This window comes from Amycolatopsis sp. NPDC004747 (genome assembly GCF_053601335.1).
On sequence record NZ_JBSGBQ010000041.1, the window covers coordinates 1 to 21,803 of the forward strand.

The window sequence follows — 21,803 nt, forward strand, 5'->3', positions numbered from 1 at the left end:
GGCACGATTGCGCGGCGGGCACGGCTCTCTCACACGATCATGGGACTTCGACAATCACATGATCAACGAGAGCCGTGCCCGCCCCGCAACCAGGTCAAAAGACTTTGCCGGGGCCCTGCCGGAGAGGGTGAGGGCTTGAGAGCTGAGCCAGACAGGCCGCCGAGAATTCGGCGAGTTTCACCTCCCGGGCTTCTCCCACAGCCAGAACTCGATGCCCTGGTTGTCGGTGCAGTCGGCGGTGGTCCCGTACGGGTGGGTCTCGACCTCGCCCGCCTGTCCGCCCTGCTCCCGCACCCGCACGAGAGCCGACGCCAGGTCGTCCACCGCGTACATCAGCTTCCAGCCCACCTGCCGGTCCCCGGCCCAGAGCCCGCCCTCGAGCCCCGGCCCCGAGAACCCCCACGCGTCCGTCGTCGAACCCGGGGTGAACTGCCAGCCCAGCACCGCGCCGTAGAACGCCTTCGCCGGCGAAGCTTCCGGTACCTGGAACGTGAAGTACATGGCCTCGCCGTGGCGGGCCGGGCGGGGGCCGGCGGCCGGGGTGGCCGCCTGGGACACCAGCCAGCGCTGGCCGAACGGGTCGCGGAACGAGCCGCCGCGGCCGTACGGCGAATCGGTCACCTCGCGGATCAGCGTCGCGCCCAGCTCCAGGGCACGGGCCACCGAGACGTCGACGTCCGGCACCTCCACCCGCACCGACGCGCCGCCCTCGCGCGGGGCCACGTGGCCGATCTCCGGGTACTCCTCGGCGAGCATCAGCACCGCGTCGCCGATGGCCAGCTCCGCGTGCCCGACCCGGCCGTCGTCCATCAGGATCGGTTCGCCCCGGCGGACCGCGCCGAAGACCTCGACGTAGAAGTCGAGGGCCGCGCGGGCGTCGGGCACCGCGAGGTAGGGCGTCAGCGAGCGCAGCGACGCGGCGGCAGCGGGTGCCTCTGAGGTGGTCGTCATATCGGCTCCGTTCAAGATGGCGCGACGCAGGTCGTCGCGCAGTTCGGCGGCGAAGTCCGGGTCGGGCGCGACCCGCTCGGAGGGACGGCGAAGCGCGTCGAAGGGCTCAGGCACCGCGACCCTCCTTTTCTTCGTAAGCGCGCCGGAACGCGGCACGGGCCCGGACGAGCAACGCCTCGGTGGCGTGCACGCTGCGCCCCAGGTGGCCGGCGACCTCGGGGACGCCGAGGCCGTCGACGTACCGCAGCGTCAGCGCCGCCCGGTGGTGCGGCCCCAGCGATTCGAGCACCTGTCTCGCGCGCAGGGCGTCGAGCTGCTCGTCCCACGGGTCCTCGACGTCCGGCTCGCTGTCGTGCACGAGCCGCAGTCCGCGTTCCTCACGTTCCTTGCGCCGCCAGTGGTCGGCGAGCTTGTGCCGGGCGACGCCGATCAGCCACCCGGTGCTCACTGGAGGTGCGTACTCCTTGCGACAGGCGGCGACCGCCCCGAGGAACGTCTCGGACGTCAGCTCCTCGGCGAGCGTGCGGTCACCGCACCGGGACAGCAGGTACCCGTAGACCTCCGGCAGCGCGGTTTCGTACAGCCCGAGCAGCGCGAAGGCCGGGTCCGGTCGTACCCGAGGTTCCGTCACACCTTCATAGTCGTCCGGCGGCCGGGTTTTCCGACGGGTGAACTTCCGGGATTTTCCGGCGGCCAGTTCACCCGGACGGTGACAACGTGCTCCCGCCGTTCCGGGAAGAGCCGGTAGATGCTGACGACGAACGTGCCGGGCCGCGCCCGCTTCCGGAACAGGTAGTCATGTGCGCACGCGGTCCCGTACCGGACGGTCCAGCCCCGGTACCGATCACTGCGGTGCTCCAGGACGAACCCCATGTCGTCGACGAGCTCGGTGTATTCGAGCACCCGCTCCCGCCCGGCTTCACGCCGGTACTCCAGCTCGTGCGGATAGCCGTACCTGTCCATGACCAGCACGTTCTCGCCGCGAATCCGGGCGACACGGCTCGCATGCGGGAATCCCGGATCGGATTGCCCACCTTACGATTCGTGGTTGACCGACAGCGAGGGGTGTTCCATGGACCGGCCGGCCAAGCCGAACTACCGGCGCCGCCAGCTCGGCCGCACCCTGCGCAAGCTACGGGAGGCGGCCGGGCTCAGCCAAGAGGACGCCGGCCGCCCGCTCCGGTTCTCCACTTCGAAGATGAGCCGAATCGAACAGGGGTACATCCCGGGCTACAACGACTTTCTCGCCCTGCTCGACCGCTACGGAATCATCGCCTCGGACTACGACGAGTACGTGCGGATGTTCGACTACGCCAAGGAGAAAGGCTGGTGGCACGCATTCGGGCTGAGCGACCGCGGGTTCGTGAGCGTGGAGGCCGAGGCTTCGCGGATCCGCAACTACCAGCTGGGTTTCATCCCCGGGTTGCTCCAGACCGAGCCGTACATGCGCGCGACCTTCGCCGGTGCTCGGGACCCGTTCGAGGGGAGCAAGTTGGAGGCTGAGATCCAGGTTCGGCTGCGCCGCCAGCTTCGGCTGGTCGATTCCCCGCGGCTGGAGCTGCATGCGGTGATCGACGAGTCGGTGATTCGTCGCGAACCCTGCGATGTCGCGCAGCTGCGCCACCTTCTCGACGCCGGGGAACTGCCGAACGTCCGCTTGCAGGTTCTCCCGCAGGCCGCGGGATCGCATGACGGGCTGTACAGCAACTTCATCATCGCGAGCTTCCCCGACAAATCCGAACCGGACTTGGCTTACGTCCAGTACGGATTCGGATCGCTGCAAGTCGAGAAGGATGCCGAGGTGCGCGCTGCTAGCCTGATGTTCGACCATCTCGCCGATCTGGCACTGGACCAGGAAGACTCGCGTACGTTCATCGCCGGGGTCCTCGCCGAGATGTAAACCGACGGAGAGGCGACCGTGGACTGGCGTAAGAGCAGCTACAGCGGCGGGTCCGGCAGCAACGATGATTGCGTCGAGGTTGCCTTCACCAGCGCCACCATCGCCACCCGGGACTCGAAAGCCCCCGCGGCCGGGGCACTCGAAGTGCCGCCGGCCGCGTGGTCCGCCTTCCTCGCCGCCGTCACACCCGCGGGTCCGGCAGCCGCCGTCCGGTGATCGCGACCACCACCGCCAGAACCGCCACCACGCCGATCACCAGCGCGAATGCCTCGCGCGAACCCAGCGATCCCGACAGCGCCGCGTACAAGCTCCCCAGCGTCGCCACGCCCAGGGCCAGCGACGTCTGCTGATTGGTCGTCATCACGCCGGACCCCACTCCCGCCAGGTCCGTCGGCACGTGGGACAGCACGATCCGGAACAGCGTCGTCATCGCCAGCGCGTTCCCCACGCCGATCGCCACCATCGACGGGGCCAGGTCCAGGATCGTCACGTGTGGCCACGCCGACAGCGTCGTGCACAGCAGCGCCACCATGCCCAGCGCCGTGATCGCGCCGCCCACCGGGACGACCTTCTGGCCGTACCGCGCCACCAGGCGGCTGCTCAACATCGACACCGTGAAGTACGCGACCGCCAGCGGGGTCAGCGCGCCGCCCGCGCCCAGTGGGCCGAAGTGCAGGCCCTCCTGCAGCGTCATCGCGAACACGAACATGAACGAGCCGAACGCGGCGAAGAACGGCACGGCCACCATCAGCCCGCGACGCACGCTCGGCAGCCGCATCACCGTCGGGGGCAGCAGCGGGGTTCCGCCGAGACGCTCCAGCCGCCGCTCGACGTGCACGAACGCCGCCGCCGCGAACGGAAACAGGGCCAGCAGCGCAATGGTCCAAACCGGCCAGCCCAGTGCGCGGCCCTCCATCAGCGGAACCAGCAACGACAGCAGCGTCACGGCCAGCAGTGCCGTACCGAGCCGGTCGACGCCCAACGGGTTGTGCGCGCGGCTTTCCGGCAGCTTGCGGGCCAGCACCAGCACCACCAGGCCGATCGGGACGTTCACCAGGAAGATCGGCCGCCAGCCGGTGCCCCACAGGTCGGCCGCCACCAGCCCGCCGCCGAGCAGCTGGCCGACCACCGTCGAGATGCCGCCCGTCGCGCCGAACAGGCCGAGCGCGCGCGACCGCCGCTCGCCCGAAGTCGTCGCCTGGATGATCGACAGCACCTGCGGCAGCAGCAGGGCCGACGCCGCCCCCTGCGCGGCGCGGGCCACCACCAGCGTGCCGGCCGTCGGGGCGATGCCGCAGGCCAGGGACGTCAGCGTGAACAGCCAAAGGCCCGCGATGAACAGCCGCCGCCTGCCGAACGAGTCGCCGAGGCGGCCGCCGACCACCAGGAGCACCGCGTACGCGATGCCGTAGGCCGCCACCACCAGCTCCAAGGTGGCGGTGGACGCGTGGAGGTCGGCATCGATCGTCGGCAGCGCGACGTTGACGATGAAGAAGTCGATGATCGGCAGTGCCGCCCCCAGCAGCACCGTGACCAGGCCGGCGGGGGTCAATCCCGGCCGGGCGAGGGCGCCGGTGGTGCTCGGCGCAAGGGAGGTCGTGGTCATGAGTACTACGATCGGCCCGCCGGGAAACTGGTACCAGTTGTTGTTTATCCAGGTACCGGCCACTACCTGGTACCAGGTTCCAGGGCGTGTCATCCTGGCACCATGACCACCGCCGTCGATTCCGGCCTTCGCCGCCAAGAGCTGGCGAGGTTCCTGCGCAGCCGTCGCGAGCGGATCACGCCCGAGCAGGTCGGCCTGCCGATCGTGGGCCGCCGCCGGACGCCGGGGCTGCGCCGCGAAGAGGTCGCGCAGCTCGCCGGCGTCGGGGTCACCTGGTACACCTGGCTCGAGCAGGGCCGGGACATCAACGCGTCCGAGCAGGTCCTGCAGGCGATCGCCCGCACCCTGCGGCTCGACCCGCACGAGCACATCCACCTCTTCCGGCTGGCCGGAGCACCCGAGCCGGAAAGGGAAAAGGACTGCCAGGTCATCACGCCGGCGATGGAGCTCATGCTGAAGAAGCTGGAGCCGTACCCGGTCGCCATCCGCAACGCGCGCTGCGACCTGCTCGGCTACAACCGGGCCTACACCTGGCTGATGGGTGACGTCGACGCCATCCCGTTCGGCGACCGCAACACGCTGGTCCAGTGCCTGCTCAACCCCGAGTGGCGCAAGCGGATGCTCGACTGGGACGCGAACATCCCGCGCGTGATCGCGTCCTTCCGCGCGGCGATGGCGGACCACGTGGCCGAGCCGGCGTGGAAGCAGCTGGTCAAGCGGCTCAAGGCCGAGTCGCCGCTGTTCGCCGAGCTGTGGCCGCACCACGACGTCAACTCGGAACCGATCCGCACCAAGCGGTACCTGCACCCGGACGTCGGGCTGCTGCAGTTCAACTTCACCTACCTCTACTACGGCCGCCGGTCCGAGATCACCATGTCGACCTACACCCCGGCCGACGAAGAAACCGCGGCGAAGCTGCCGCTCGTGTTCGACCGAGACTGACGACGTACGCCGGCCGTGCGCTCCGGGACGGACGCGCGGACCGGCCGTGACCGGTAGTTTCGCCGCATGAGAAGGCCTCCGTGGGCAGGACGCCTGGCGCGCACCGTCGTCGTCGGGGTCTTCGTGATCGGAGCGACCAGTGCGTCGTCGCGGTGGCAGCCCGGGGCGTCGCCGCTGACGCCGCTCGGTTTCGCGTGGCTCGCCGCCACCGTCCTCACGCTGCTGCTCGTCCACCGCTTCCCGCTGACGCTTTTCCTGGTCGCGTCCGCGTCCGCGTTCGGCTACTACGCCTCCGGTCTGCCAGGCGGGCCGGTCATCCTGGTACCGACCGTCGCGTTGTTCGTGCTGACGCGGCAGCGTGGACCGCTCACCGCCGGCATCACCGGCGCCTCGGCGCTCGCCGCCGCCTACGTCGTGCACGTCGTCATGACCAGGTCGTTCGCGTTGGAGACCGGAGTCGCGTTCATCGTCGTCTGGCTGATTGCCGTCATCGGGGTCGGGACGGCCGTCCGGTACCAGCTCGACGCGCTCGCCGCCCGCCGCGAACAGGCCGACGAGCACCGCCACCGGCTCGCCGAGCAGGAGCGGCTGCGCATCGCCCGCGAGGTCCACGACGTCGTCGCGCACAGCCTGGCGATGATCAACGTCCAGGCGGGGGTGGCCGCGCACGTCGCCGACCGGCGGCCCGAGCAGGCCAAAGAGGCACTGCTCAACATCAAGGCGGCCAGCGCCTCCGCGCTCAACGACCTGCGCGCGACCCTCGCCGTGCTGCGCTCGGGGCAGGACAAGGCGCCCGCGCCGAGCCTCGCCCAGGCCGGCGAGCTGCTGGACCACGCCCGCGACGCCGGGCTCACGGTCGAGGTCCACGGCGAACCCGGCGACCTCCCGGCGCCCGTCGACGCCGCCGCCTACCGGATCCTCCAGGAGTCGCTGACCAACGTCGTCCGGCACGCCGACCAGGCGAACCACGTCGAGGTCCGGTTCCAGCGAAAACCGGGGACGTTCACGCTGCGGGTGCGCGACGACGGCCGCGGCACCACCCAGCCGGCCCCGGGCCACGGCCTGCGCGGGATGGGCGAACGCGCCGCCGCGCTCGGCGGGCGGTGCACCGCCGGGCCGGTCGAGAGCGGTTTCGAAGTGTGCGTCGAGCTACCGATCGAGGGGGAAGCATGATCCGCGTGCTGCTGGCCGACGACCAGGTCCTGGTCCGCGCCGGGTTCCGCGTGCTGCTGGAGACCGAAGACGGCTTCGAGGTCGTCGGTGAGGCCGGCGACGGTGAGCAGGCGGTCGCCGGTGCGGTCGAGCACCGGCCGGACATCGTCGTGATGGACGTCCGGATGCCCGGTGTCGACGGCCTCGAAGCCACCCGCCGGATCACCGCGAACCCGGACCTGGCCGGGACGAAGGTGCTGGTGCTGACCACGTTCGACGTCGACGAATACGTCTACGAAGCCCTGCGTGCCGGCGCCAGCGGGTTCCTGCTGAAGGACACCGAGCCGGTCGAGCTGCTGCGTGCGCTGCGGGTCGTCGCGAGCGGGGAGGCGCTGCTGGCGCCGACGGTCACCCGGCGGCTGATCCAGGAGTTCGTCGGCCGCCCGGAGAACCGGCGCATCGACACCAGCGCCGTCCGCGAGATCACCGACCGCGAACGCGAGGTGCTCGGCCTGGTCGCGGGCGGGATGTCGAACGACGAAATCGCCGCCCACCTGGTCATCTCGACGGCGACGGCCCGCACCCACGTCAGCCGCATCATGACGAAGATCGGCGCGCGCGACCGCGCCCAGCTGGTGGTGCTGGCCTACGAATCCGGGCTCGTCACACCGCGTCGCCCCGCCTGACCCGGCGCACCACGCGAACCGCGCGCACCAGGAACACCACGGCGAGGACGCCGACCAGGCCGATCCAGATCACGGCGCCTCCTCTCCCGGCCGATGCTCTGCTCAGAGGGCGTCCGGGAGGGGGAGGGCGTTCGCCGACACGGCGGAAGTCACACCTTCGGGCTAACCTGATCGACCGCGTGGTCACCCGGCTATCCTCAGCGGGTGCGTCGTGCGTTGATCACCGGTATCACCGGTCAGGATGGCCAATACCTCGCCGAGCTCCTCCACGAGCAGCAGTACGAGGTCTTCGGCCTGGTCAAGGGGCAGAACAATCCCCGGATCGACATGATCCGCGCGGAGTACCCGTTCGTCGAGATCGTCGAGGGCGACCTGCAGGACCTGTCCAGCCTGGTCGGGGTCCTGGAGCAGGTGCAGCCGGACGAGGTCTACAACCTCGGCGCCATTTCCTTCGTCGCCTTGAGCTTCAAGCAGGCCGAGCTCACCGCGAACGTCACCGGGCTCGGGGTGCTGCGGCTCCTCGAAGCCGTCCGGATGGTCGGCGGCAGCCAGAACAACCCCATCCGCTTCTACCAGGCCTCCAGCTCCGAGATGTTCGGCAAGGTCCGCGAGTCGCCGCAGACCGAGGCCACGCCCTTCTACCCCCGGTCGCCCTACGGCGTCGCGAAGGTCTTCGGGCACGACATCACCGTGAACTACCGCGACAGCTACGGGCTGTTCGCCTGCTCGGGCATCCTGTTCAACCACGAGAGCCCGCGCCGCGGCATGGAGTTCGTCACCCGCAAGGTGACCAACGCCGTCGCGCGGATCAAGCTGGGGCTGCAGGAAAAGCTGATGCTCGGCAACCTCGACCCGCGCCGCGACTGGGGCTTCGCCGGTGACTACGTCCGCGCCATGTGGCAGATGCTGCAGCAGGACGAGCCGGGCGACTACGTCGTCGCGACCGGCCGCACGCACAGCGTCCGCAACTTCGTCGACCTCGCGTTCAAGCACGCCGGCATCGACGACTGGGAGCGGTTCGTCGAGCAGGACCCGCGGTTCTTCCGGCCCGCCGAGGTCGACCTCCTGGTCGGCGACGCCACCAAGGCCCACACCGAGCTGGGGTGGAAGCCGGAGGTCGGGTTCGAGGACCTGGTCGCCATGATGGTCGACCACGACCTGCGGCTCGAAGCCGCGAAGGCCGGGATCTCGCTGCCGTGATCTCCTACGCGCAGAACGCGGAGGACGTCGTCCTGGCCCGGGTCTTCGCCGGCCAGGCCGCCGGCCGCTACGTCGACCTCGGCGCCGGGTACCCGGTGCTGGACTCGGTCACCAAGCACTTCTACGACCTGGGCTGGCGCGGGATCAACGTCGAGCCGGAACCGACGCTCGCCGCCGAGCTCGACCGCGCCCGCCCGGAGGACGTCAACCTGCGGGTCGCCGTCGGGGCCCGGCCGGGAACCACCGTGCTGCACGCGGTCGACGGCCAGTGGGGCCGGTCGACGGTCGACGACTCGCTCGCCGCGCGGTACCGCGAGGACTGGGCGATCCGGGACATCGAGGTGCCGGTCGTGACGCTGGCCGCGCTCCTCGACGAGCACCCCGGGCCGGTCGACTTCCTCAAGATCGACGTCGAGGGTGCCGAGCGCGCGGTGATCGAAGGGGCCGACTGGAGCCGGCACCGGCCGCGGGTCGTGCTCGTCGAGGCGACCGAACCGGGCTCGCCGAAGCCGGCCCACCACGGGTGGGAGCCGATGCTGCTCGACGCCGGTTACCGCTGCGCGCTCTTCGACGGGCTGAACCGCTTCTACGCCCAGTCCGGCGACGCGGACGCACTGGCGGCCCTGTCGGCGCCCGCGAACATCTTCGACGACTACGAGCCGTACGCGGTGGTCCAGCTGCGGGAAGAGGCCCGGCAGAGCCGTCCCGCCGAAGTCGCCTACATCCGGCGGCTCGAGGCAGCCGTCAAAACGGCCGAAGAAGGGCGCGCCGAGCTGGGTGAACAGCTCGAGGACCACCGGCGGGAGCTGGAGCAGGCCCGGCGTCAGGCGGAGGAGACCCGCCGTCGTTCGGCGGCACTGGAACACCGCGTCGCCGAACTGGAAGCCCAGCTCGACGCGCGGCGTTCCTGAAAACTCAGTTCCGCACCTTCACCGGCACGCCGTCGCGGGCCAGCTCGGCCAGCCGCTCGGTCATGATCCGCCCGACCGCCGCCGGGCTGCACCAGTCCCGGATCGCCTCGATGGCCTTCGCGCCCATGCGGGCCCGCAGCCGCGGGCTCGCGGCCAGCTTCCGCAGCCAGCGCGCGGCCTGGTCGACGTCCGGCTCGGCCCACAGCTGGCCGACGGTGTACCAGTCGCCGAACTCGGCGCCGAACCGGTGGTCGTGCTTCGAAATCGGGCGGACGTCGTAGCCGACCACCGCGGCCGAACCCGGCGGCATGAAGTCGATGTTGCCGCCGAACCCGGTCGCCACCACCGCCTTCCCCATGGCCATCGCCTCGGCCATCCCGAGCCCGAACCCTTCCGAGCGGTGCAGTGACGTGTACACGTCACAGGTCGCCAAGAGCGTGTCCATGTCCTCGCGGGACATCTCGCGACGCAGCAGCGTCCCGCCCACCGAGGCGACGGCCGCGCTCAACGCGGTGTCCAGCTCGGGGAAGCGCTCCAGGTTGTTGGCCTTGAGCACCAGGTGGGCCTTCGTGGCGCGGTCCTCGGCCGGGAACGCCCGGCGGAAGGCCTCGATCACCGCCCACGGGTTCTTCCGGGCGTCACTGGAGGACGCGCTGAAGGTGAACAGCACGATCAGGCCGGTCTCGGGCAGGTCGAACTTCGCCCGGTTCCCGGCGATCGCCGGCGCCTGGGGGACCACGCTCGGCACCACGGTGATCGGGATGTCCGTGACCGTCCGGAAGGAGTCCGAGACGAAGGACGAGAGCACCCACAGCTCGTCGATCCCCGGCAGGTGGGGCATCGCGTGCACCGGGGGTTCCGGCAGTTCCCACGCCCACAGGCCGATCGTGTAGCGGTCGAGCGCGTGCTCCGGGATCAGCTGCCACTCGTTGACGTTGACGATCCACAGGTCGACGTCGAACTCCTTGCCGCGGCGCAACGCGGCGACGTCCGGCGGCACCGGGATCGAACGGTAGGGCGCCTGGCTGTTGAACTCGGTGAAGGTGAGGTTCGCGCCGGCCGCGGTGAGGGCCTGGACGTGGCGGCGAGCGGACTCGGAAAGGCCCGTGGTGGCCCGGACGTCGGCGAAGACGTTCACCCCGGGCGGTCGCCGCACCTCGGACACCGGCGCCGCGAGGCTGTGCCCCGCTTCGATCGCCGCGGCGTAGCCCCGCGCGGCGATCGGCCAGGTCGCGTTCTGGCGCACCCATTCGCGCGCGAGCTTGCCGGCCGCGCGCAGCTCCTCCGGCCACAGCACCGCCCGCTCGAGCAGCCGGTACAGCTCCGCGGCTTCGCCGGCCGGGTCGGTCGGCACGGTCCAGCAGAACGACTCGTCGAAGTGGCGGTGCTGCGGCAGGTCGCTGGTGAGCACGACGCGCCCGGCGCCGAACGCCCGCATCATCGTGCCGCTGGTCTCGCCCGCGGTCGGCCAGCGCAGGCTGATCACGGCGTCCGAGGCCAGGACCAGGTCGTCGAACCGGGGCTCGGCAGGCGACAGTTCGACGTGGACGGATTCGGCGAAGCCGCTCCGGTCGATCGTTTCCCGCAGCTGAGCCAGCAGCGACGCGTCGCCGGCGTGCCCGGCGACCAGCAGCCGCGCGTTCGGCCAGCGGCGGCGCAGCTCGACGAAGGCCAGCACCGCCGCGGTGATCCGCTTGTGCCCGGCCAGGCTGCCGAAGACCCCGAACACGACCTGGTCTTCGGTCCACCCCAGCGCCGACCGGACCGGTCCGCGGCGGGCTTCGTCGAGCAGGGTCGCGCCGTGCGGCACCGCGTGCACCGGCACACCCGGGTAGCGGGCCCGCAGGAACTCCGCCGTGTGCGGGTCGTGCACGAGCACCCCGCGGCTGCCGGTGACGAGCCGGCGTTCCATGGTCAGGGTCGCGTGGTCGAGCGTCTTGACGCCGTCCACCTCGATGGCCGGCATGCCGCGGAGCAGGGCCAGGTCGTGCGAGTGGCCCCAGATCGGGCCGTGCGCGTACCGGACCTCCCGGCGGAACTCGTCCGTGTCGACCCCGCCGGCCAGCCCGGCGTGGAGGTCGAGCAGGGAGGGGTCGTGGAGCACGACGAGACCGGGCCGGGCCACGGCCTGCCGGTAGATCCAGGCGTGGACCCCGGCGTGGTTGCCGATCTGGTAGATCGGCAGGCCGCCGGTCTCCTCGTCCGGGCTCAGCAGCGGGACGCCGCTGGGCACCTGGGCCGTCGCCGCGGATCCGGTCACCGCGGCGACGTCCGTCAGTTCGGCCAGCGCCTCGAGCAGGTGGTGGCTGTAGTCCGCGATGCCGCTGGTCTGCGGCGGCAGCGGGCTCCACAGCACGGCGCGGTGGTGTGCGGCTTTCATCGGCGGGCGATCAGGCACAGGCGCTCGTCCAGTCCGTGCGCGGCCTCGGCCGCGCGGACCTCGACCTCGGCGAAGCCGGCCGAATCGGCGAGGAACCGCAGGTAGACGGGGTCCAAGGGCTTGCGGGCGAACGGGTCCAGCCGGAAGTCCGCCGCCGCGTCCGGGCCCGGTGTCTCGACGAGCAGGACGCCGCCGGGCTGCAGCGCGGCGGCGGCCAGGTCGGTGAAGCGGGCGAGCGTGTCCGGCGCCAGGCGTTCGGCGAACCGGAACGCGGTCACCGCGCCCAGCGAACGGGCCGGCTGCCCGGCGAGCGCCTCCAGCGCGTTCTGGGCCGCGACCTCGAAGCCGAGTTTCGCGCAGTGCCGCCTGACCAGCGCGTTGTCCGACGCGGCCGTGTGCGGCAGCCCGGCCGCGCGCAGGACCTCGAGCCATTCGCCCCGGCCGGCCGCGACGTCGAACACGGGTCCGGTGGCGCCGGCGTCCCGGGCGGCGGTGATCAGGGGGAGGTGGTTCCGGCGGGCCTCGCGCACGCGGTCCGCAGGCCCGTCGAGCAGCTCCGAGAGCGCGAGTTCGAGGAACGACTCCCGGTCGGCGACGTCGGCGGCGACGTCCTCCACCGCCGTTCCGGCACGGACCCGGTCGAGCGCGAGGTCCAGCTGCGCGTGGCGGAGCCGGACGTCCGCCGACGCCGAAGCCGAGGCGGCTGCCTGCGCCTCCAGCGCCTTCAGCCGCTGGTCGGTGTCCTGGCCGGTCTCCTCCGTCTCCGCCTGGCGCAACCGCAGCTCGCCCAGCTCGGATTCGAGCCTGCCCAGGCCGGAGTACAGCCGCTGGTTGAGCCCGGCGGTCATGGTCTGGTCGTGCCGGCGCAGCTGCTCGACCTCGTGGGACAGCTGCTGCTGGTTGACCAGGTCGCGCGGGCCCGCCAGCTGGTCCTGGTGGTCCCGGAGGAGCTGGTGGACCGCGTCGAGCGCGTCACGAACGGCGAGGTTGGCTTCGATCTGCCACTTCACCTGGCGCTTCCACAGGAAACGCATCGCCAGGCGGCCGAGCAGGTCGCTCTTGCGCAGCGGCAGGTGCAGTTCGCGGTGTTCGTCCAAGCGGGCCAGTGCGGCGGCCACGCGGTCAGCTGACATGTGGTTTCCCCGGGGTAGGTTCAGTCATCGGGCAAGCTTGCCGGCGATGTTCTGCTGCACCGGCGGCAGCAGGAGCGACACCGCGCCGGAGGCGAATCCGCGTTCGGTCAGCTCGATGACCACGACGTCGCTGCGCTGCAGCAGGTTCCCGATGGCTTCGCCGCCGTCGTGGTCGGCCGTGCTCGTGTGGAGCGCGGTCAGGTCGCCGAAGGCCGCGGCGAGGTACGGGAGGGCGCGGATGGTGAACGAGTCGCCGATCCACGCCGTGCGCAGGCCGTAGGTCCCGTCGCCACTCGTGCTGTCGGTGTGCACGGGGGTGACGTAGTCGTTGGGCATCGGCCGGGTCCGGTCGGTCTTGCCGTCCGGCATCAACGCGTAGTGGGTGCCCTCGGTGACGCCGGTCCGGCCGATCAGCGGCGGCAGGTCCGCCGGCAGCTGCCAGTCTTCCTTCGGCTGCAGCCGCCACTTCGCGCTGATCCCCGGCCGCAGCTTCTCGGCGACCGCGCGGACGGCGGTGATCGCGCCTTCGTCGGACCAGTGCGCGTCCTGCGGACCGTAGAGCGCCTCGCCCTTGCGGTTCGCCCAGTCCTGCATCGGGCCGCGCACGTCGATCATGAAGTCCTCGGCGTCCACCCGGCGCCAGAACTCGTCGGCCACCTTGTCGCGGCAGTCCTTGCCCAGGTAGCTGCCGGGCAGGTGCTGCGGGACCATGCCGATCTTGTCGGGCGCGACGACGACCGCGAACTGCCGTCCCGACGCCTCGACCGCGTCGCGGAAGGCGCGCAGGCGGGCGAACGTGGTGTCCAGGCTGACCGTCTGCACGCAGTGGCTGGTGGCCTCGTCGCCGAGGTAGAGCCAGCCGTCCTTGCCCTCGATGACGTCGGGGAACTGACGCGGGTCCAGCTTGGCCGGCGCGGTGTCGGCGGGCACCTGCAGCGGACCCTGCTGGTTCTCCTGGTGCAGCGGCGGCGGCTCGCCGAACACCCCGCGGCTGATGCCGTCGGCGGCGTGCACCGCCTGCTCGCGGAACACCAGGTGGTCGGTCGTCCACTGGCTCAGCTGCGGGAAGAACGACCAGCCCTGGCCGATGCTCGGGAACGGGGTGAGCTTGCGGTTCTCGAACTCGGACGGCCGCGCGCCGAGGATCGCCGACAGGGCGGGGGTGGCCAGGAAGATCGTCGCGCACACCAGCGCGGTCAGCTGCCTGCGGCCGTGGCGCGGCCGGTACAGCGCGTGTTCGCGCGGGAGGAAGGCTTCGTAGACGGGCGGCATCGTGGGCTTCGGCCCCTGCGTCCTGGTCACGCCGTCACCCCCAGTCTTCTGGCCGCGGCGCGGACCGGCCGGAGCACCCTCCGGGCGCCGGCGACCAGCGGGTGCCGCGGCCGGGGCGCGCGCCCGGCCAGCCAGGCCTGGTGGGCTTCGGTCAGCCGCTCACGCAGCCACGTCGCGGCGGCCGGCGTCGACCGGGTCCGCAGGATGTGCGCGCGGGCGGCCTGCCCCCGCCGCCGGGCTTCGTCGCGGTCGTCGGCGACCGTGCGCATCGCCGCGGCCGCGACGTCGAGATCCGGGTCGGCCCAGCGGCCTTCGGGCTGGTAGGGCGGCCACCCGGGGCCGACGTCGGTCATCGTGGCGGGCACCGGCCAGCCGTGCTCGGGCCCGAAGAACTCGGTCGTGCCCGAGTAGTCGGTGGCGATCACCGGTATCCCCCTGACCATCGCCTCCGCGACGGTGAGCCCGAAGCCCTCGCTGCGGTGCAGCGAAACGTAGGCGTCGGTCCTGGCATACAGGGCGCCGAGTTCGGCCACGGTGAGGTAACGCTCCAGGAGCTCGATCCTCGGGTCACCGCCGATCGCGCGACGCAGCCGCTCGACGGCGGGCGTGTTCAGGTGCCCGTTCGTGGCCTTGAGCACGAGACGGACGTCTTCGCGGCCGGGGAAGGCGCGGTGGAACGCCTCGACGACACCCCACGGGTTCTTCCGGCCACCGGTGGAGTTGAAGTCGAAGATGAAGAGGAACTGCGTCCAGGGAGCCGGTTCCCGCACGGGTTCACCGGGGTCCGGCACGGGCACCGGAATGGTCCGCACCGGGACCGGCGAGTGCGCCGCGATCGCCCGGGTGGCGAACTCGCTGGGCGTCCAGATCTCGTCGACGAGCGCGAACCCGTCGTGCATCGCCGCCGGGAAGTCCTCCAGCTCCCACGCCCACAGCCCGATCCGGTAGCGGTCCGCGCCGGTGTCCGGGTGGGTGTCGAGGATCAGCCGGGTGAAGTCCGAGTTCACGGTGAGCAGGCTGACGCCGAACCGGGGCACGCCGACGTCGTCCGGGGCCGCCAGGCCGGTGCGGACCGAGCCGGACAGCGAGTGCTCCTCGACGACCGACACCATCGGCACGCCGGCCGCGGCGATCGCCCGCTGGACCACCCGGGCCATCTCGCCGAGCCCCAGCTCGGCGGTCAGGTAGCCGGCGACGTTGACGCCGAAGTCGTCCACCGGGGGCACCGGTGACGGCGGCTCGGCAGGCACCGCCCACGCCGGCAGCAGGCCTTCCTCGACCCCGTAGGTGGCGCACCACTGCCGGAAGGCCGCGCGCTGCGCGCCGCGCGGGTGCGGGAACACCGCCTGCAGGTCGACCCGGGCGAGCCAGACCGCGGCGGCCAGCCGGGTCAGCCCGGTGGCGGCGTCCAGCGGCGACGCGGGCTCGGTCAGCCACTGCCGGAACGCCCGGCCGCCGTCGTCGCCGAACGGGTGCGGCGGCAGCTTGCCGGCGACCCGGCCGAGCGGGTCTGGCGTGTCGCGGAAACGTTCCGCGTCGGTGAGCGCGTCGTGGTAGAGCTGCCGCATCACGCTCGTGATCGGGGTGCCGTCGGGCAGCTTGGCGAACGGCGAACCGCCGTGCCCGCCGGTCCCGATGCGGTCGCCGTAGCGTTCGCAGAGTTCGCGCAGCACCGGGTCGGCGGAGAGCCGGACCCGCGGCCGCCGCCGGCAGTCGGCGGTCAGCAGCCACGGCGTTTCCGGGTCGTAGCCGCGGAACGCGAGGAACTTCAGCCCGATCGCCGGGCGCTCGTGCAGGTTCCAGTAGCCGACGGCGAGGCCGGGGTCGCGCACGACGAGGTGGTCGAACACGCCGGCCAGGAGGTCGGGCCACCGCCACGTCGGCTCGGTCCGGTGCGGCGCGCGGCGGCGGGCCAGGTCGGCCCAGTGATCGAGGAACGGCCGGGCGCCCTGGCCGGCGGCGAGGAACCCGTCGAAGACGCCGGGGACGTGCTCCGGTTCCAAGCCGTCCTGCGGCAGCGGTTCGAGCAGGGCCGCCGCGACGACGAGCCCGTGGCCGTCCGCGAGCGCGGCGACGTCTTCGAACGGCGCGTGGACCTCGACGTCCGGGTCGAGCAGGACCACCACGTCCGCCCGGTCCAGCAGGCTGCGCACCAGCAGCGGCCGGAGGACGTCCACGAGGTCCGCGCCGGCGTGGCAGGTGACCAGCCGGTGGTACTCGTCGGGATCCAGGCCGAGCTCGGCGGGCGCCGCTTCGCCGTCGGCGACGAGCACGGTGAAGCCGTGCTCGGGGTGGTGCGCGCGGTAGGACTCGGCGAGCACGTCCGCGACGGCTCGCCGATCCCGGGTGACGACGGTGCAGGCGGCGAACCGTGGCGCGGGATCTCCGGACCGGTTCCCGGCCATGTCAGCCGGTGACGGGCAGCTCGGTCAGCTGCTTCGCGAGGATCTCGTCGAACACCTTCGAGACGGTGGCCAGGTCGGGACCGTCGACGTGGACGCGCACGACGGTCTGCTTGTGCACGTAGTGCACGCGGACCAGAGCCGTGCCGTCCTCCTTGACGAGCTGCATGACCTCCACGCCGGGGGGCGCGGTGCCGGTGTACTTGACGAGCTTGAACTTCACCTGCTGCTCGGTGAGCCCTTCGACGGCGTTCGTCGCGTTGGCCGCGCCGGCCGTCTTGAGGGTGAGCACGACCGCGGTGGCGCCGGAGGGCAGCTTCGACACCGACTGACGCGCGCTGGTCACCTTCGCGTCGTTGAGGGCGTTGTACTCGCCCTCCGTGAGCACGTTGGCGGCCTTGAGCTCGTCGAAGCTCCCGAAGTTGGTCGTCGAGAGGACGTTCCCGGGCAGCTTGGCGATCTCCAGGTCGTCCTTCGGCTTCTGCGTCGGCGACGGCGGCGCGCTCGAGGACTGCGCGACCGGCGGGTTCTTGCCGTCCGAGTTGCCGGAGAACAGGAAGTACCCGCCGACGCCGAGGCCGGCGAGCACGACGACGGCGAGGACGATCACGAGGACCTTCTTGCCGCCCTTGGCCGGGGTGGTCTCGAACGACGGCTCCGGGCCCTGCGCGACCCAGTTCGTGTCGGCCGGGAACTCGGAGCCGCCCCACGGGGTGCTCGTGTCCTGGCTCGGCGCGTTCCAGGGCATCTGCTGCTGGCCCTGCGGCGGGTGGTACTGCGGTGTCTGCTGGGCGGGGAACCCGCCGGAGCCCTGGCCCTGCGGCCGGTACCCGCCGGCGACCGACTGCGGCGGCACGCCCGGCACGACCTGCGTGCGTTCGGCGTCGCCGGGCTGCCCGCCCGGGGCCCAGCCCTGCGGCGCCCCACCCTGGCCGACGGCCTGGGTGCGCTCCCCGCCGCCGAAGGCGGAGTTCACGATCTGGGTCTGGTCCGCCGCGGTGGCGCCCCCGGGCTGCTGCGCCGGGGTGGGCGCGCTCTGCGGCGCGTTCACCGGAGCGATGATCTGGGTGCTCTCCGCCGGGCCGCCCGACGCCGGTGCGGCTTGGGAATCGGCGTTGACGGCCGCGGACAGGACACCGTCCCGGCGCACGCGGTAGTCGTCAGCCGAGATCTGGCCAGCGGCCAGCTCTTCGTCCAACCGGCGCAGTTCCTCCTGCCAGGACAAAACCCGGCCCCCTTTTCGTCAGCGGTTGCCAGCTGAGCCAGCTCACGCATCATTGTGCACTCAGCCCTGCTCACCGGGGCCCGGAGGGTCGTTTCGTGACCAGAGCCCTCAACCGGCGGGCAGGACGCTTTCGAACTGCTTCACGAGCGCGTCCAGCTGGCCGCTCATGCCGGACTGGCCGCGGTAGGGCAGGCCGACGCCGATGATGACGACGTTGCTGCCCGAGCCGTACCAGCTCGTGTTCAGGAACTTGTCCTGGAACCGGCCCGAGACGGTCCGGATCTCGGCCGTCACCGGGCGCATCCCGGACGCCAGTCCCTGCTGGTACAGGGTCTCGACGACGGTCTGCGCGTTCGCGGAACCGCCGGTCGGCACGACCAGGGTCAGGTAGGAGACGTCACCGTCGGTCGACCCCCGGAACACCACTTCCTTCGCCCCGTTCGCGGTGAACAGGTCGGCCGTCGGCTTGGGGAACAGCCCGAAGTCACGAGCTTTCGCGATCGACATCGTGGAGTTGTTCGAGTTGGCCGCGCCCGGGGGCGTCGGCAACCGGTCCTCCAGCGGTTCGGGGCGGACGGCACCCGCGCTCGACTGCGTCACCCGCGACGGCGGCGGGGATGACGCCGAATCGGTGCGCGACCCGAGCCACGCGGTCACCCCCGCGATCATCGCCAGCACGATGAGCACGCCCAGCGAGACGAACAGCCAGGTCGGCCGCCGGTGGGCGGTGGTTTCGTCCGAGCGGTGCTTCCCCGGTGCCTCTTCCGGCTCGCCGGGACGGCCGGGCGCCGGGTGGCCGGCGGGCGGGGTCACCGGCGGGAACCGGCTGACCGCGGACGCGCCGGGCACCTGGCCCTCCACCTGCAGGTAGCGCGTGGGAACGATGTCGGCCGGGCTCGGCGCGGTCGTCAGGTGGTCCGGGAACTCCGGGACGGCGCGGGGAATGGCCGTCGTCTGCGGAACCGGACCCGTCCGCTGCCACGGCGGCGCGGGGGGCGCCGGTGGCTGCGGCTGGTACTGGGCGGGCTGGTACTGCGCGGGCGACGGTGACTCGACCCGCTGCGGCGGCGCAGACGGCGGCTCGTGCTGCGGCGCGGCGGGGTTCGTGCTGTGCCACGAGGTCGGCGCGGGCCGCCGCAGTGGCGAGGGCACCGGTGACGGCACGGTCGAACCCGATGCCCGCGCCAGTAGTTCGTCCCGCTCCTTGCGGTGCGCGGCCGGCTCGATCCGGCCCGTCGCCAGGTCGGCGTCGAGTCGGCGCAGGTCCTCCTGCCAGCTCATGGTTAGACCCCCATCCACCATTCGGGGCGTCAGTTTGGCACGTGTGCGGCCGACCTGCGCGGTTGCAGTTTGAGGTTGATCGGCAACGTAGCGCAAGAGAGGCTCCGGCGGGAGTCTTCCCGGTCACGAACCGGCGCCGGCAGGTCGGGTATCGTCCGGCTGCCCTGGTGACGGCCCCCGCGCGCCGCGCCAGGTGGCGACGAGGGGAGTCGGCGTTGATCACCGAAGAGCTGCCGGGTGCGAACGACGTCACCGGCGGTGTCCGAGACGGACGCAGTGGCCGCGCGCGGATCCGCGAGGGTGGTCTCGCCGTCCTGGCCGGGTTCCTCCTTTCCGCGCTGTTCAACCACCCGGTGGTGCTGCACCCGCGGTCCCTGGTCACCGGGGACCTCGGCGACCCCCTGCTGCAGGCCTGGCAGCTCGCGTGGCAGCACCACTTCGTCACCGGCGGCGGCAGCTTGTGGACCGGCAACACCCTTTACCCGGCGACCGGCAGCTTCGCCTTCTCCGACTCGTTGCTCGGCTACCTCCCGCTGGGGCTGCTCGGCGACGGGCCGTACTCGGCGATCATGCGCTACAACGCCGTCCTGGTCTTCGCGTTCGCGCTGGCGTTCGCCGGCGCGTACCTGCTGGTGCGGCAGCTGGGCGGCAACTGGCAGGCGGCGGCGCTCGCCGGCGTCGTCTTCGCCTGGGCGCCCTGGCGGCTCACGCACACCAGCCACCTGAACATCCTGTCCTCCGGCGGGATCGCGCTGGCGCTGTTCGCGCTGGCCCGTGCGCACGGCTACTCCCTGCGGCACGGCCGCCGTCCCGAGCTGGCCCGGCCGGGGTGGGCGGTCGCCGGCTGGCTGATCGCCGCCTGGCAGGTCACGCTCGGGTTCGCGGTCGGCATCCCGTTCGTCTACCTGCTCGGCGTCATCGGCGTGGTCCTGCTCGTCACGGCGATCCGGGGGTGGCAGCGGTTCGGCACCCGGCTGTTCGCCGCCGACGCCGCCGGCGCGGCCGTGTTCCTCGTGGTCACCTACCTGATGACCATCCCGTACCGGCAGGTGGTCGAGCAGTACGGCTTCACCCGCGCCTGGGACGAGGTGCAGCTCTACTCCCCGCCGCCGCAGGGACTCCTCGGCACGCTGGGCTCGACCTGGCTCTGGCAGGACACCCCGCTGGACCCGCGCACCGGCGCGTTCGCCGACCCGGCCTGGACGGCGCTGCCCGGCGTGGCCGAGAAGCTGCTGTTCCCCGGGCTGGCGGTGTTGCTGGTGGCACTGGCGGGGCTGTTCTTCAGTGTCTGGTCGGTCCGCGTGCGGGTGTGGCTCGGCGTCGCGACGGTCGTGGTCACGGTGTTCGCGCTGGGCTCGCAGTTCTTCGGCGGCGACTACACCTACTACCTGCTGTGGCGGTACGTCCCGGGCTGGGACGCGCTGCGCACGCCGGGGCGCCTGATGCTCTGGGTGCTCCTGCTGCTGGCCGTGCTGGCCGCCGGCGCGCTCACCCGCGCGGCCGAGTGGCTGCGGACCCGCGACACGACCTACGACCAGGGCCGGTTCCTCCAGGCCCTGCTCGTGGTGCCGGTGCTGTTCGCGTTGCTGGAGGGCATCCCGGACCAGGCGCACCCGTCGCCGCCGGGGATCCCGCCGGACGTCGCCAAGTCGTTCCGAACCGATCACCGCCCGGCCCTCATGCTGCCGATCAGCCAGGACCCCGGCGCGTTCAGCGAGTTCGTCTACCAGTTCTGGTCGACCGACGGCTTCCCGCCGCTGGCGAACGGCCACAACGGGCTCCTGCCGCCGAGCTACGGCGAGATCGTCGAAGCGGCCAAGACCTTCCCGGACGCGCACAGCGTCGCCGTGCTGAAGAAGTACGGCATCCAGCAGGTGCTGGTGCTGAAGGTCGCCGCCACCGGCACGCCGTACGAGGCGGCGCTCACCCGGCCGCTCGACGGGCTCCCGCTCACCCGCGCCGAATCGACGGACCTCGTCACGTTCACCGTGCGCTAGTCCCTTCCGTCACCCGTCAGGCCCCGGAAATTGTCGTACATATGTTCTAAAATGGGCGTTGTCCAGGGGAGATGCCGCCCGCGTCCGCGGGTGGCGTGATGGAGGAAGGCAGGGCCATGGCCTACATCACCCTGTCCACGTTCGTGGGCTACAGCGCGAGTTCCGGGCCGTCGCGGTCGTCGTTCGTCCGGCGGCAGCGGCGTCAGTACGAAGATCCGGCGCGGGCGGCGTTCAACTACTACCGGCGGGCGGCCAACGCGGTGCGGTCCGGCCGGGCGGCGAACCAGGACGAGGTGGCGCTGCGCGCGCTCGTCAACGCCGCCGACGAGCGGACGAAGCCGCACTACGCGGCGATAGCCGAGGGCTGGCTGCGGTACCTCGGCCGCCGGTCGCCGCGGCTGGTCGACGTGGGCCGCGGCCGGTGCCGAATCGGCGAGCTCGAGATCGGCGTCAGCCCGCAGCTGGGCCTGCGCAAGAGCGACGGCCGGCGCTACGCGACCTGGCTCTACTTCAAGGAGGAGCCGCTGGCGAAGGCGTCGGCCCAGCTGGCGCTGTGGGTGCTGGAGCAGGCGATGCCGGACATCCTGCCCGGCGGCGAGGCGCTGGTGATCGACGTCCGCCGGGCGAAGGAGTACCAGCTCTCCGCCCGGGACAGGGCGCGGTTGCGGCCGTGGGCGCGCAGCGAGGCGTCGGCGTTCCTCACCCTCTGGGACGCGGCCTGAGCGCCGGGAGGCGCCGGGCGTCCTCCCGGCGCCTCCCGCGCGG

General features: G+C 71.9%; 19 protein-coding genes. 9 read left to right on the forward strand and 10 right to left on the reverse strand.

Going from position 1 to position 21,803, the window contains the following annotated elements:
• Nucleotides 1-177: 177 nt before the first annotated feature.
• From ACWEGE_RS40855 to ACWEGE_RS40865, 3 genes are read right to left on the reverse strand one after another with little or no spacing between them, the layout of a single operon-like run.
• Nucleotides 178-1,065, reverse strand: coding sequence for a VOC family protein (locus ACWEGE_RS40855; protein WP_449665862.1), 888 nt, complete (start codon nucleotides 1,063-1,065; stop codon nucleotides 178-180).
• The gene (locus tag ACWEGE_RS40860; protein ID WP_449665863.1) at nucleotides 1,058-1,582 is read right to left on the reverse strand and encodes an RNA polymerase sigma factor; all 525 of its coding nucleotides are present in this window, start codon (nucleotides 1,580-1,582) and stop codon (nucleotides 1,058-1,060) included. Before ACWEGE_RS40860 ends, ACWEGE_RS40855 begins: the two co-directional genes overlap by 8 nt.
• Nucleotides 1,579-1,914, reverse strand: a complete 336-nt coding sequence (locus ACWEGE_RS40865; RefSeq protein WP_449665864.1) for a hypothetical protein — start codon at nucleotides 1,912-1,914, stop codon at nucleotides 1,579-1,581. The genes ACWEGE_RS40860 and ACWEGE_RS40865 overlap by 4 nt, the downstream gene beginning before the upstream one ends.
• 85 nt (nucleotides 1,915-1,999) lie before the next feature.
• Here ACWEGE_RS40865 and ACWEGE_RS40870 point away from each other — a divergent pair, with 85 nt between their 5' ends.
• Nucleotides 2,000-2,851: a helix-turn-helix domain-containing protein gene (locus ACWEGE_RS40870; protein WP_449665865.1), complete on the forward strand. Its 852-nt coding sequence runs from the start codon at nucleotides 2,000-2,002 to the stop codon at nucleotides 2,849-2,851.
• Nucleotides 2,852-2,869: 18 nt separating this feature from the next.
• Nucleotides 2,870-3,067 (forward strand): DUF397 domain-containing protein, encoded by a 198-nt coding sequence (locus ACWEGE_RS40875; RefSeq protein ID WP_449665866.1) that lies wholly within the window; start codon nucleotides 2,870-2,872, stop codon nucleotides 3,065-3,067.
• Here the strand turns inward: ACWEGE_RS40875 and ACWEGE_RS40880 are convergent.
• Nucleotides 3,033-4,457: an MFS transporter gene (locus ACWEGE_RS40880; protein WP_449665867.1), complete on the reverse strand. Its 1,425-nt coding sequence runs from the start codon at nucleotides 4,455-4,457 to the stop codon at nucleotides 3,033-3,035. The genes ACWEGE_RS40875 and ACWEGE_RS40880 overlap by 35 nt on opposite strands.
• A gap of 102 nt (nucleotides 4,458-4,559) precedes the next feature.
• Between ACWEGE_RS40880 and ACWEGE_RS40885 the strand changes: the two genes are divergently transcribed.
• From ACWEGE_RS40885 to ACWEGE_RS40905, 5 genes are all read left to right on the forward strand, one after another.
• A complete protein-coding gene (locus tag ACWEGE_RS40885) occupies nucleotides 4,560-5,399 on the forward strand; it encodes a helix-turn-helix transcriptional regulator (RefSeq protein ID WP_449665868.1) in 840 nt (279 codons plus the stop codon).
• 66 nt (nucleotides 5,400-5,465) lie between these two features.
• Nucleotides 5,466-6,572 carry a sensor histidine kinase gene (locus tag ACWEGE_RS40890; RefSeq protein WP_449665869.1) on the forward strand — a complete coding sequence of 369 codons (1,107 nt, stop codon included), beginning with the start codon at nucleotides 5,466-5,468 and terminating at the stop codon, nucleotides 6,570-6,572.
• Nucleotides 6,569-7,237, forward strand: coding sequence for a response regulator (locus tag ACWEGE_RS40895; protein WP_257922838.1), 669 nt, complete (start codon nucleotides 6,569-6,571; stop codon nucleotides 7,235-7,237). Before ACWEGE_RS40890 ends, ACWEGE_RS40895 begins: the two co-directional genes overlap by 4 nt.
• Nucleotides 7,238-7,441: 204 nt before the next feature.
• Nucleotides 7,442-8,437, forward strand: coding sequence for a GDP-mannose 4,6-dehydratase (gene gmd / locus ACWEGE_RS40900; RefSeq protein WP_449665870.1), 996 nt, complete (start codon nucleotides 7,442-7,444; stop codon nucleotides 8,435-8,437).
• Nucleotides 8,434-9,348, forward strand: coding sequence for an FkbM family methyltransferase (locus tag ACWEGE_RS40905; RefSeq protein WP_449665871.1), 915 nt, complete (start codon nucleotides 8,434-8,436; stop codon nucleotides 9,346-9,348). The genes gmd and ACWEGE_RS40905 overlap by 4 nt, the downstream gene beginning before the upstream one ends.
• A gap of 4 nt (nucleotides 9,349-9,352) precedes the next feature.
• On the opposite strand, the gene ACWEGE_RS40910 is transcribed toward ACWEGE_RS40905, so the two are convergent.
• The 6 genes from ACWEGE_RS40910 to ACWEGE_RS40935 form a co-directional block, all read right to left on the reverse strand.
• Nucleotides 9,353-11,728 carry a glycosyltransferase family 4 protein gene (locus ACWEGE_RS40910; protein WP_449665872.1) on the reverse strand — a complete coding sequence of 792 codons (2,376 nt, stop codon included), beginning with the start codon at nucleotides 11,726-11,728 and terminating at the stop codon, nucleotides 9,353-9,355.
• Nucleotides 11,725-12,861: a hypothetical protein gene (locus ACWEGE_RS40915; protein ID WP_449665873.1), complete on the reverse strand. Its 1,137-nt coding sequence runs from the start codon at nucleotides 12,859-12,861 to the stop codon at nucleotides 11,725-11,727. Before ACWEGE_RS40915 ends, ACWEGE_RS40910 begins: the two co-directional genes overlap by 4 nt.
• Before the next feature lie 24 nt (nucleotides 12,862-12,885).
• On the reverse strand, nucleotides 12,886-14,163 hold the full coding sequence (locus ACWEGE_RS40920; RefSeq protein ID WP_449665874.1) for an alginate O-acetyltransferase AlgX-related protein: 1,278 nt from the start codon (nucleotides 14,161-14,163) through the stop codon (nucleotides 12,886-12,888).
• The gene (locus ACWEGE_RS40925) at nucleotides 14,160-16,538 is read right to left on the reverse strand and encodes a glycosyltransferase (protein ID WP_449665875.1); all 2,379 of its coding nucleotides are present in this window, start codon (nucleotides 16,536-16,538) and stop codon (nucleotides 14,160-14,162) included. The genes ACWEGE_RS40920 and ACWEGE_RS40925 overlap by 4 nt, the downstream gene beginning before the upstream one ends.
• A gap of 1 nt (nucleotide 16,539) precedes the next feature.
• The gene (locus ACWEGE_RS40930; RefSeq protein ID WP_449665876.1) at nucleotides 16,540-17,760 is read right to left on the reverse strand and encodes a hypothetical protein; all 1,221 of its coding nucleotides are present in this window, start codon (nucleotides 17,758-17,760) and stop codon (nucleotides 16,540-16,542) included.
• A 108-nt stretch (nucleotides 17,761-17,868) separates the two neighbouring features.
• The gene (locus ACWEGE_RS40935; RefSeq protein ID WP_449665877.1) at nucleotides 17,869-19,041 is read right to left on the reverse strand and encodes a hypothetical protein; all 1,173 of its coding nucleotides are present in this window, start codon (nucleotides 19,039-19,041) and stop codon (nucleotides 17,869-17,871) included.
• A 215-nt stretch (nucleotides 19,042-19,256) separates the two neighbouring features.
• Between ACWEGE_RS40935 and ACWEGE_RS40940 the strand changes: the two genes are divergently transcribed.
• Both ACWEGE_RS40940 and ACWEGE_RS40945 read left to right on the forward strand, forming a co-directional pair.
• Entirely contained in the window at nucleotides 19,257-21,038 is a 1,782-nt protein-coding gene (locus ACWEGE_RS40940; protein ID WP_449665878.1) for a hypothetical protein, read from the forward strand.
• A gap of 98 nt (nucleotides 21,039-21,136) precedes the next feature.
• Nucleotides 21,137-21,760 (forward strand): hypothetical protein, encoded by a 624-nt coding sequence (locus tag ACWEGE_RS40945; protein WP_449665879.1) that lies wholly within the window; start codon nucleotides 21,137-21,139, stop codon nucleotides 21,758-21,760.
• Nucleotides 21,761-21,803 lie beyond the last annotated feature (43 nt).